10 protein-coding genes are annotated in these 11,428 nt (G+C 68.7%); 4 read left to right on the top strand and 6 right to left on the bottom strand.

The window, feature by feature from the left end; genetic code table 11:
* Window positions 1–37: 37 nt before the first annotated feature.
* Both BLQ43_RS02235 and BLQ43_RS02230 read right to left on the bottom strand, forming a co-directional pair.
* Entirely contained in the window at window positions 38–1,063 is a 1,026-nt protein-coding gene (locus tag BLQ43_RS02235) for an extracellular solute-binding protein (RefSeq protein ID WP_090018476.1), read from the bottom strand.
* A 336-nt stretch (window positions 1,064–1,399) separates the two neighbouring features.
* Window positions 1,400–2,059 carry a histidine phosphotransferase family protein gene (locus tag BLQ43_RS02230; RefSeq protein WP_090018475.1) on the bottom strand — a complete coding sequence of 220 codons (660 nt, stop codon included), beginning with the start codon at window positions 2,057–2,059 and terminating at the stop codon, window positions 1,400–1,402.
* 227 nt (window positions 2,060–2,286) lie between these two features.
* Here BLQ43_RS02230 and BLQ43_RS02225 point away from each other — a divergent pair, with 227 nt between their 5' ends.
* From BLQ43_RS02225 to fdhF, 3 genes are all read left to right on the top strand, one after another.
* Window positions 2,287–2,469, top strand: a complete 183-nt coding sequence (locus BLQ43_RS02225) for a DUF3553 domain-containing protein (protein ID WP_090018474.1) — start codon at window positions 2,287–2,289, stop codon at window positions 2,467–2,469.
* Between the two features lie 94 nt (window positions 2,470–2,563).
* A complete protein-coding gene (locus tag BLQ43_RS02220) occupies window positions 2,564–4,306 on the top strand; it encodes an NAD(P)H-dependent oxidoreductase subunit E (protein ID WP_090018473.1) in 1,743 nt (580 codons plus the stop codon).
* Entirely contained in the window at window positions 4,303–7,077 is a 2,775-nt protein-coding gene (gene fdhF, locus BLQ43_RS02215; protein ID WP_090018472.1) for a formate dehydrogenase subunit alpha, read from the top strand. The genes BLQ43_RS02220 and fdhF overlap by 4 nt, the downstream gene beginning before the upstream one ends.
* A 549-nt stretch (window positions 7,078–7,626) precedes the next feature.
* Here fdhF and BLQ43_RS02210 read toward each other — a convergent pair.
* The 4 genes from BLQ43_RS02210 to BLQ43_RS02195 form a co-directional block, all read right to left on the bottom strand.
* Window positions 7,627–8,367 carry a haloacid dehalogenase type II gene (locus BLQ43_RS02210; RefSeq protein ID WP_090018471.1) on the bottom strand — a complete coding sequence of 247 codons (741 nt, stop codon included), beginning with the start codon at window positions 8,365–8,367 and terminating at the stop codon, window positions 7,627–7,629.
* Between the two features lie 81 nt (window positions 8,368–8,448).
* The gene (locus tag BLQ43_RS02205) at window positions 8,449–10,080 is read right to left on the bottom strand and encodes a Na/Pi cotransporter family protein (protein ID WP_281217553.1); all 1,632 of its coding nucleotides are present in this window, start codon (window positions 10,078–10,080) and stop codon (window positions 8,449–8,451) included.
* A 123-nt stretch (window positions 10,081–10,203) separates the two neighbouring features.
* Window positions 10,204–10,605 (bottom strand): GFA family protein, encoded by a 402-nt coding sequence (locus BLQ43_RS02200; RefSeq protein ID WP_176758472.1) that lies wholly within the window; start codon window positions 10,603–10,605, stop codon window positions 10,204–10,206.
* Between the two features lie 97 nt (window positions 10,606–10,702).
* A complete protein-coding gene (locus BLQ43_RS02195) occupies window positions 10,703–10,996 on the bottom strand; it encodes a hypothetical protein (protein ID WP_090018468.1) in 294 nt (97 codons plus the stop codon).
* Window positions 10,997–11,107: 111 nt separating this feature from the next.
* On the opposite strand from BLQ43_RS02195, the gene BLQ43_RS02190 reads away from it, so the two are divergent.
* The gene (locus BLQ43_RS02190; RefSeq protein WP_090018467.1) at window positions 11,108–11,368 is read left to right on the top strand and encodes a helix-turn-helix domain-containing protein; all 261 of its coding nucleotides are present in this window, start codon (window positions 11,108–11,110) and stop codon (window positions 11,366–11,368) included.
* Window positions 11,369–11,428: the final 60 nt, after the last annotated feature.

The following is an 11,428-nucleotide window of genomic DNA, read 5'->3' as shown; positions in this document are numbered from 1 at the left end:
GGCGCGGGGTTCTGCGTCGAGGCAGGATGGACGGGGCTCACTTCCAGCCGACACGGTCAAAGATCTTCTGCGCCTGCGGCTGGTGTTCGCCGTAGAGCGCCACGTTGACGTCGTCGATCTTCACCGAGCCCAGCTCCTTGAAGGCTTCCAGATCCTCGGTGATGCCGGCGTCGGCGACGACGGGGTACTCGTTGTTGCCGGCCGGGAAGTAGCGCTGGGCGAAATCCGAGGCCAGGAACGCCAGAAAGCGGACGGCGTTCTGGCGGTTGGGGCCGTGCTTGACGACGGCCGCGCCCGAGACGTTGGCGTGCACGCCCCGGCCGTCCTGGTTGGGGAAGATCACCCCGACCTTCTCGGCGAGATCCGGATTCTTCTCCAGCATGCGCAGGTAGTAGTAGTGGTTGGCGACGGCCACGCCACACACCCCGGCGGCCACGCCCGCGATCTGGTCGGTGTCGCCGCCCTGGGGCTCGCGCGCGAAGTTGTCGACCACGCCGGCGGCCCAGGTTTCGGCCTTCTCCGCGCCGTGGTGGGCAATCAGGCTCGCCAGAAGGGACTGGTTGTAGACGTTGCCGCTGGAACGGATGCAGACCTCGCCGGCCAGCTTGTCGTCGGCCAGCCCTTCGTAAGTGGTCACGGGCGGCGCGTCGTAGTGCTCCTTGCTGTAGAAGATCAGCCGCATCCGGCGGGAAAAGCCGAACCACGCGCCCTCGGGATGGCGCACGCTGGCCGGCAGACGCTCGGAGAGGCGCTCCGAGTTGACGTTGGACAGGATGCCCGCCTGCTCGGCACGCCAGAGGCGTCCGGCATCCACGGTCACCAGCACGTCGGCCGGCGTGTTGCGGCCCTCGGTCTTGATGCGCTGGATCAGTGCGTCGCTGCCGCCCGAGAGCGTGTTCACCTCGATTCCCGTGCGCTCGGTGAACTCGCTGAACAGCTTTTCGTCCTGGGGATAGTGGCGGGCGGAATAGATGTTCACCGCCCCATCGGCCGCCGCCACCGCGCTCGTGGAAAGCGCCAGCGCGGCCGTGGCCAGGACCGTCCGGAAAGCGCGCGTCGCCATGGCTGTGTCCTCCCCGTGGCGCCAAGAGTGCATCCACCACCCCCAATAATGCAAATGATTTGCACTTGCAAGCCGTCAACGCCGCCGGTGGGCCGTGGAGAACCCTGTCCCGCCCATGCAAACCAGCGTCGCCCATGAAAAAAGGCCCCGCCGCACGTGGCGACGGGGCCGTGACAGAGACGGGAGAGATCGGTGCGTGCGCACCCGCTCCCGGGGCAGTGCGGCGGGCGGGTCGACCCGATCGGCGGGTGCGGGCCGCGCACGACACGGCGGAGCCTAGCCGCACCGCGCATCGGATGCAAATGCAAATCACTCGCATTAGTTGGTTTGCCGCCTTCAGTCGATGGGCGTCACGCCCGCTGCCGGGAGCGCAGCGGCCAGGCCGATCTCGTCGACGCCTTCGTCCACCGTCAGCCGCCCGCCGGCGCGGTGGGCCAGCACGGCCGTAAAGTGGGCGTGCACGGCGCGGGGCGAGAGGCTCGCGGGGTCGGCATCCGTGTCCAGGGCCGCACGCGCCTCGCCCCGTAGCGCCGCCCCCTGCCCGCGTGCGGTGACGCGGACCACCAGCGTTTCGCCGGGCTCGGCCGCGGCGGTGACCCTGCCCCCGCGCGGCAGCAGTTCCACGCCCAGCGCGAGCATGTTCAGCACCAGCTTGGCGCTGCCGGCGACGGGGGCCCGGCGCAGGCCCTGCAGATCCCATTCGGCGCGGCACTTGTGGAGGGTGGCGAAGGGCTCGCCAACGTCCGCCACGCGGCCCGGCTGGCCGTCCATCTCGTCGCCCGCCCGGCCGTAGGCGGCGCGGTAGAACTGCAAAACATCGGCGGCGCGGCGCGCCGAGGTCTGGGCCAGGGACACCGCATCCGCCATGTCGTCGCCGTCCGGGTCGTCGGCCAGCAGCTCCATGCCGTTGTTGACCGCGCCGACGGGGCCGACGAGATCGTGACACAGCCGCGATGCCAGCAGCTCCGCGACGCGCAGATCGATCGGAACGCTCATGACGGCTCCGGCTCGGTGGGTGGGACACAATGTCCCCAACTTTCTCGGGGCTGTGGTGTCGCTTCAACCCCCGGCGATGTCGGTTTGGGGCTGATCCTCGCGCCGGACGCCCGCCTAGACTGCTGGCGACCCGGCAAACGGGGGGGGGGGGGAATCACCACGGGATGGCCGGTGGGCAGCCCCGCCTCTCCGCCGCGCACGTGCCGCAGGCAACGGGATGGAAGCGGATGACGGACCATCTGGCGCCGGGTATGCTGGTTCGGAATCCGGACGCCCCCGAGTGGGGTGTCGGGCAGATCCAGTCGGTGATCGGCAACCGCGTGACGGTTAACTTCGAGCACGACGGCAAGCATCTGGTCGATGTGACGCACGCGCGCCTCCAGCCCGTGGACGACGAGCGCGAGCCCTGACGCCGGGCCGGCGCGCCGCGTGCACACACAACAAGACGGCGGGCCCAGCGGCGGCCGCCACGACATGCTAGGGGAAGGGACGGGAAAGCCAGACATGGCCGATGGCAACGCCACACCCACCACGAACGGCAGTGGTCAGGCGGGCGACAAGCGCCCCTTTGAGCGCCTGATCCATCCGGGCGGCAAGGGCAAGACCCGCAACACGCCCAAGGGGCGCCAGCTGCCGCCCGAGGCGCAGGACGAAATCCGCGAGCTGCTGGGCGACCGCTCGCGGCAGGGCGACATGCTCATCGAGCACCTGCACCTTATCCAGGACACCTACGGCTGCATCCACTACCGCCACCTGCACGCCCTGGCGGAAGAGATGCGCCTGCCCATGGCCGTGGCCTACGAGGTCGCGACCTTCTATGCCCACTTCGACGTCATCGAGGACGGCGAGCCCGCGCCGCCGCCGCTCACCATCCGCGTGTGCGACGGCATCGCCTGCGAGATGGAGGGCGCGCACGAGATCCTGAACCTGCTGCCCCGCGAGGTCGGTGAGCACGTGCGCGTGGTGCGCGCGCCCTGCGTGGGCCGCTGCGACACCGCGCCCGTCGCCGAGGTGGGCCACCGCTTCGTCGACCGGTGCGACGTGCAGACGCTCGCCCGAGCCGCCGAAAGCGGCGAGCAGGAGCCCGAGGTTCCCGAGCACATCGATTTCGACGACTACGTCGCCGGCGGCGGCTACACCGTCCTGCGCGAGTGCCTGAACGGCCAGCGCGCTCCCGACGACGTCGTCCAGGCCTTGTCGGATTCCAAGCTGCGCGGGCTCGGCGGCGCCGGCTTCCCCACGGGCATGAAGTGGGGCATCGTGCGCAAGCAGACCTACCCGCGCTATGTCGCCATCAACGCCGACGAGGGCGAGCCCGGCACCTTCAAGGACCGCTGGGTGATGGAGCGCGATCCGCACCGCTTCCTGGAAGGCGTGCTGATCGGCTGCTGGGCCACCGACGCGAGCGCCTGCTACATCTACCTGCGCGACGAGTACCCGCAGTGCTACGAGATCATGGAGCGGGCGATCGAGCGCGCCGTCGCCGAGGGGCTGAACGGCACCTGCGCCGTCTACCTGCGCCGCGGCGCAGGCGCCTACATCTGCGGCGAGGAGTCCGCGATGCTGGAAAGCATCGAGGGCAAGCGCGGCCTGCCCCGGCACAAGCCGCCGTTCGCCGCCGAGGTCGGGCTGTGGGGCAAGCCCACGCTCACCAACAACGTGGAGACGATGTACTGGGTCCGCGACATCCTGGAGCAGGGGGCGGACTGGTACGCCGGCCACGGCCGGCACGGCCGCCAGGGGCTGCGCCTCTTCTCCGTCTCCGGGCGCGTGAAGGACCCCGGCGTGAAGCTCGCGCCCATCGGCATCACCGTCCGCGAGCTGGTCGAGGAATACTGCGGCGGCATGCAGGACGGCCAGCAGCTCAAGGCCTACCTGCCCGGCGGCGCGTCCGGCGGCATCCTGCCCGAGAGCATGGCCGACATCCCGCTGGATAAGGGCACGCTGGAGGAATACGGCTGCTTCCTGGGCTCGGGCGCCATCGTCGTGCTCTCCGACCGCGACGACGTGAAGGCCGCCGCGCTCAACCTCATGCGCTTCTTCGAGGACGAGAGCTGCGGCCAGTGCACGCCCTGCCGCTGCGGCACCGAGAAATCGCGCAAGCTCATGGAGCGCGGCGAGTGGAGCCGCGACAAGCTGGGCGATCTCTCCACCGTCATGCACGACGCGTCCATCTGCGGCCTCGGCCAGGCCGCCCCGAACCCCGTGGACTGCGTCTTCAAGTTCTTCCCGGAGGACGTTCGATGAGCGATCGGGTGCGCTTCGAACTCGACGGCCGCGAGATCGTCGCGGAGCCCGGCGAGACGATCTGGACCGCCGCCGAGCGCGCGGGCTACGACATCCCCCACCTCTGCCATCGCCCCGAGCCGGGCTATCGGCCCGACGGCAATTGCCGCGCCTGCATGGTGGAGATCGAGGGCGAAGGCGCGCTCCAGCCCTCGTGCTGGCGCGAGCCCAAGGAAGGCATGAAGGTCAAGCTCGACACCGAGCGCGTCCGCAAGTCGCAGGAAATGGTGTTCGAGCTGCTGCTTTCCGACCAGCCGGAACGGGAGCAGCATCCCGATCCCTCGTCGAAGCTGTGGCAGTACGCTGACACCCTGGGCGTGTCCGGCAGCCGCTTCGACGCGCGCGGCGGCTGGCAGGCGGACCCGAGCCACCCGGCGATGGCGGTCAACCTGGACGCCTGTATCCAGTGCAACCTGTGCGTGCGTGCTTGCCGCGAGGTCCAGGTCAACGACGTCATCGGCATGGCCTACCGCGGCCACGACGCCAAGGTCGTCTTCGACTTCGACGATCCCATGGGCGAGTCCACCTGCGTGGCCTGCGGCGAGTGTGTGCAGGCGTGCCCGACGGGCGCGCTCATGTCCGCCAGCCTGATGGACGAAAGCAAAACCGTCCGCGAGAACTACGCCGAGGAGTCCGTCGACAGCGTCTGCCCGTACTGCGGGGTGGGCTGCGAGGTCACCTACCACGTCAAGGACGACTCCATCCTCTACGTGGAAGGCCGCAACGGCCCGGCGAACCAGAACCGCCTGTGCGTGAAAGGCCGCTATGGCACGGACTACTCGCGCAGCCCGCAGCGCCTCACCGTGCCCATGATCCGACGCGAGGACGCGCCCAAGGGCGCCGACGTCCAGGTCGATCCTGACAACCCGTGGACGCACTTCCGCGAGGCCAGCTGGGAAGAGGCGCTGGACAAGGCGGCGAACGGCCTCAAGACCATCCGCGACCGCGACGGCGGCGGCGCGCTGGCCGGCTTCGGCTCGGCCAAGGGCACGAACGAGGAGGCATACCTCTTCCAGAAGCTCGTGCGCGCCGGCTTCGGTACCAACAACGTCGACCACTGCACGCGGCTGTGCCACGCCTCCTCGGTGGCGGCGATGATCGAGAACCTGGGCACTGGCGCGGTGACGGCCCCCTTCACCGACGCCGAAAAGGCCGAGTGCATGATCGTCATCGGCGCGCGGCCGAACGAGAACCACCCGGTCGCGTCCAGCTACATGAAGCAGGCGGCCAAGAAGGGCACCAAGCTCATTGTCATGGACCCGCGCTACAATGAGCAGCTCGGCCGCTACGCCTACGCCAACGTGCAGTTCCAGCCGGGCACGGACGTCGCCCTGCTGAACGCCATGCTCCACGTCATCTTCGAGGAAGGGCTGGAGGACACGCAGTACATCCAGGCGCACGTCAACGGCGTCGAGGAGCTGCGCGAGAAGGCCAAGGAATTCCCGCCCGAGAAGATGGCCGACCACGTGGGCGTGTCCGCGGAAACCATCCGCGACATCGCGCGCACCTACGCCACCGCGCAGGCCTCCATCATCTTCTGGGGCATGGGCATCAGCCAGCACGTCCATGGCACGGACAACGCACGCTCGCTCATCAACCTCTCGCTCGTGACCGGCCACATGGGCCGGCCCGGCACGGGCCTGCATCCCCTGCGCGGGCAGAACAACGTCCAGGGCGCCTCGGACGTCGGCCTCATCCCCATGGTCTACCCGGACTACAAGCCCGTCACGAACAGCGACTTCAAGGACTACTACGAGGACTTCTGGGGCGCCGAGCTGGACGGCCAGGCCGGTCTGACGGTCGTGGAGATCGTCAACGCCATCCACGAGGGCCGGATCAAGGGCATGTACATCATGGGCGAGAACCCGGCCATGTCCGATCCGCACCAGAGCCACGCCCGCGAGGCCCTCGCCGATCTGGAACACCTCGTCGTTCAGGAAATCTTCCTGACCGAAACGGCGTACCAGGCCGACGTGATCCTGCCCGCCAGTTCGCAGCAGGAGAAGGACGGCACCTACACCAACTCCAACCGTCAGGTGCAGATCGGCCGCGCCGCCATCTCCACCCCGGGTCAGGCCCGACAGGACTGGGCGCTGGTGCAGGAGATCGCCAACCGCATCGGGATGGACTGGAATTACACGCATCCGCGCGACGTCTTCAACGAGATGGAACAGGTGATGCCCTCGTTGACGAACATCACCTGGGAACGTCTGGAACGCGAGGGCGCCGTCGCCTACCCGTGCGACGACCCGAAGTCCCACGGCAATCTCGTCATCTTCGACGAGGCCTTCTACACCTCCGACGGGCGCGGCACGGTCCGCCCGGTGGACATCGTCCCGCCGGACGAGATGCCGGACGACGAGTACCCCATGATCCTGTCCACGGGCCGGCAGCTGGAGCATTGGCACACCGGCGCCATGACCCGGCGGTCCGATGTCCTCGACCGCATCGAGCCCGAGGCGGTGTGCATGATGCACCCGCGCGAGATGCGCAAGCAGGGCATCCAGATGGGCGACTATCTGCGGGTCACCACCCGCCGCGGCACGATCGAGATCAAGGTGCGCGCCGACCGCGACGTGCCCTCCAACATGGTCTTCATCCCCTTCTGCTACGCGGAAGCCGCGGCCAACGTCCTCACCAACCCGCAGATCGACCCCTACGGCAAGATCCCCGAGTTCAAGTATTGCGCCGCCAAAATCGAGCGCATGCCCATGGAGGTCGCCGCCGAATAAAACGGGAGGCCGTTTTATCCCATCTGTCATTTGACACCAGCGTCAAATGGCAGATGGGTGGGGGCTCTCACGACCAAGAATGATTCTTGGAACCCTGTGTCATTCGACGTCGGCGTCACGCGGATATGAATGGGTCACTCACGACCGAAGATCATCCCTGGAGCCGTCTATCACGCGCTGCGCCTCCCCCTCTTCGGCGGAAGAGGGGGAGGTCGGCGGCCGACAGGCCGCCGGGTGGGGGTGATGGCCGGCAACGCCCTGGCGTGACGGACATCCGAACGCGCGGCGATTATACGACCGAGCCGACAAAATCAGGTGCGCCAGGACCGGACAGCTTTTCAGAAACAAGGCGTGGATTACCCGGATCAAGTCCGGGCACATGGGCCGTTACCACCGGATCGGGCTCCGGTGGCAGGCTCGGAACGGCCATGACGTGATGGTGCGGATTTTCCCGCCGCGTCACGCCCGCACACCGTTGCGGGCGTCCACACACCTGAACACGAATAAGTGTCCGGTCCTGGCGCAACCGAGTTCATAAGCGTGCTGGTATTATCCCACGATCTCGCGCAGCTCGCTCAGGCTGCTCAGGCGGTGATCCGGCGCGCCGCCGAACTTTTCCATCTGCATGCGCAGCATCTTGAACACCGTCGAGGGCGGCGTGGTCGCCTGCCCCGCCAACTCCTTGTGAAGCGCCGCGGCGGGCACGCGCTCGATCCACGCCACCTGCAACCCGTTCGCCTTGGCCGAGCAGGCGTCGAAGGCGTTGGCGGAGACGAACAGCGCCTCGTCCAGCGCCACGCCCAGGCGCGAGCGCACCAGCTCGTACACCGCCGGGTCGGGCTTGTAGCGCTGCACGCCGTCCACCGTGATCACGTCGTCCAGCACGGTGTCGAAGCCGGTGTGGCGCACCAGGGTGTCCAGGCTGCGCTGTTCGCCGTTCGACAGGATCGCCAGGCGGTAGCCCGCGTCCTTCAGCGCCTTCAACGCCTCGAACGCCTCGGGAAACGGCGCCAGCTCCAGATACTGGTTCAGGATCGTCGCCACCTGATCCGCCGTGTAGGCGACGCCCGCCGCGTCCAGGGTATATTCCAGCGATTCCCGCGTGACCGACCAGAAGTCGCGGAACTCGCCCATCAGGCTGCGCAGCCAGGTGTATTCGAGCTGCTTCTGCCGCCACACGGCGGTGATCAGCTCGCCGCGGCCTGGAAAGGTTTCTTCCGTCAGCGCCGCGACCGATTGCGTGTCGTAGAGTGTGCCGTAGGCGTCGAAAACAAGCGCGTTCACGGCCATGCCGCGCCTCCCCTGCTCTCTCGTTTTGACCACGCGGTCCAAGCTACCCGCTGACCGCGGCCAACGCATCCGCCGGGCCCATCACGATGCCGCGCGCGGCGCGCCCGAGCGCTCGCGCAGGCGGGTTTCGCGCAGCTCCCCGGCGGCTTCCAGCAGCGGGTAGGCCGTGGCGGTGATGTGGCTGTTGATGCGCTTCAGATCGCGCAGGACGTCGAGGTGCAGGCCGCTGCTCTCCACGCTTTCCGGCTTGCCCTCGCGCAACCGGTTCACGTGCGCGTCGGAGGCCGCGCGCTCTAGTTCCCGCAGGTGCGCCTTTTCGTTCACCAGCTGGCGGGCGCTCGCCACGTCGCGGGACACGAAGACGTTAATCGCGAGGCCCATGTTGGCGACCACGCGCTGATGGATGCGCTGAACCTCGGCCCAGCCGGCATCGGAGAAGTGCAGCCCGTGGTGCATCTTCTTGTAAGCCAGATCCATGAGGTTCGTTTCCACGATGTCGCCGATGTGCTCCAGGTTGATGGCGAAGGTCAGCAGCTCGGTGCAGCGCTCGCTTTCGCCGCTGTCGGGCGTGCCCTCGTGCGTGATGCGCGTGATGTAGAGCTTGATGGCGTCGAACAGGCGATCGACGGAATCGTCGCGGGCGACAATGTCGGACATCAGCTTGGCGTCGTCCTCGCGCACCACGCGCAGGCTGTCGCGCAGCATCCCCTCGACCAGATCGGCCAACCGCATGACCTCCCGCGTGGCGCAGGCGATGGCGACGGCCGGGGTGTCCACCGCGCTGTCGTCCAGGTAGCGGGGGCGCCCCGGATCGGTTTCGTCGCCGTGCCGCCGCCCGCGCACAGCGTACGCGGTCAGCCGCGCCACGCCGCCCACCAGCGGCAGCGCCACGGCCGCAAGCACGAGATTGAAGCCGGTGTGGAAGTTGGCGACCAGCCGCGCCGGCTCACCGCCCAGGGCGGCGAGATGCGGGGCCGCCAGCTGTACCAGCGGCAGCACCGCCACCGCGCCCAGCGTGCGCACCAGCAGGTTGCCGATGGGAATGCGCCGCGCGGGCGCGCGCTCGCCGAGCGTCAGGGGGATCGGGATCAGGCCGGAGCCCACGTTCGCACCGAGCACGAGGGCGAAGGCCAGCGGCGGCGCGATCGCCCCCGAGGCGGCCATGGACATGATGACCAGCACGATGGCGACGCTGGAATGCGCCCCCCAGGCGACCAGCGCCCCCAGCACCACGGCGAACACGGGGTCCGCGGCCAGCGGCGCGATCACGGCGGCCAGGGTGTCGCTGCCAGCCAGCGGCGCGGTCGCGGCGCCGATCAACTCCAGTGCCAGGAGCATCAGCCCCAGGCCGAGCAGGATGCGCCCGCTCTGCCGCCATCGTGTCGCGCCCGAGGGCATGAAGATCAGCACGCCGAACAGGATGAGTCCGGGCGCGATCACCGCGATGTCGAAGGACAGCACCTGCACGATCAGCGTGGAGCCGATGTCGGCGCCCAGCATGGCCGCCAGCGCCGGGGCGACGCCGATCATCCCGCGCCCGGCAAAGCCCGTCAGCAGCAGCGCCGTCGCGGCCGAACTCTGCAAAAGCGCCGTGACGCCCAGGCCGACGCCGAACACGCCCAGGCGCGAGCGGCTTGCCCCGGCGAGCAGGCTGCGCATCTCGCTGCCGAAGGCGCGCAGGACGGCCGTGCGCACCATGCGCGCCGCCCACACCAGCAGGGCGACCCCGCCGGCGAGCGTCAGCAGCAGCGTGTGCGGCGATGCGGCGGCGGGATCGAACAGCGCGGCACCTCGGTCGTCGGGTGGCGGGAATCGGAATCCTGAACGCGCCGGGCGCTAACTCTCCGGGTCGCCGGAATCACGCGGCAGGCCGTCGGCGAGATGGACCCAGGGAAGCTGCTCGTCGGCGAGGACGTGTTCCTGCGGCTGGAAGCGTTCGGGATGGTCCAGCGTGGCCGCGAAGAGGGCGATCTCATCCGGGGCGGTGTCCCGCTCGTAGCTCATGGGACTGCCGCAACGGGGACAGAAGGACCGCCGCACGCCCGGCGAGGACTCGTAGACGCGCACGGCCTCACCGGAGAAGCGCACCTGATCGCGCGCGACGCCGAAGGCGCTGATGAAGGGCGCCGAATGAAACCGCCGGCAGCTTTCGCAGTGGCAGTGCGCCGCCCACAGAGGCTCGCCGCTGCATTCGTAGCGAACGTCGCCGCACAGACAGCGGCCGGTCGTCACGGTCATGATGCCTCCCCTCGCCTGGAACCGAGCCTTTCCGCGGGAATGATCGCGCGACGGGATGCCGTGCGTCGAGACGGCGATGTGGTCGGCCGGCCAGTCCCTACGCCCCGGCGATGCGGGCATCCAGCGCCGCCACGCGCGCCTGCAACGCGCGCACGGCCCAGATCAAGCCCTTACACGGCGCCTCCCCGGCCGCCGAAGCGCGGTCGTGCATCGCCGCCTGCGCCGCGCGCTCGTCCACCTCGCGCGCCAACACCGCCACGGCCTCCGCGATCCCGCGCAATTCGACGATCTCGTTCTCCAGCGCCGTGAGCACGGTGTGGGATTCGTCGGCGTCGCCCTGTCCCGTCCGATCACGATTCGCGGACCCGGCACGCTCGCTCGCTTCACTCATGGCCCTCCCCTGAAAACGTTTTTCGTTGGCCTCACACTAATTCATTTGTCGCTAATGTCAACGAAAGGCATTGAGATTGACGGTCCACAGCGGCGACGCCAATCTCCGCGCATGTTGCGCAGGGACCAATGCCGGGCGGCACGCGGCTTTCTCGACTGGTCGCAGCAGGATCTGGCGGACGCCGCGAACGTGAGCCTCTCCACCGTCCGCGATTTCGAGAAAGGCCGCCGCGACCCGATCAGCAACAACCTCAACGCGATCCGGGCGGCGTTCGAGCAGGCGGGACTCACGTTCAGGAACGGCGATACGCCGTGCGTCTGTCGCGCCGCCGCCCAAACCGGCGACGCCCAAACACATACGACGACCACATGATCCGCCGCGACCAATGCCGGGCGGCACGCGGCTTTCTCGACTGGTCGCAGCAGGACCTGG

The organism is Limimonas halophila, assembly GCF_900100655.1.
GTDB lineage: Bacteria > Pseudomonadota > Alphaproteobacteria > Kiloniellales > Rhodovibrionaceae > Limimonas > Limimonas halophila.
Note: the sequence above shows the minus strand (reverse complement) of the source record. Positions and strands in the feature narration are given on the sequence as shown.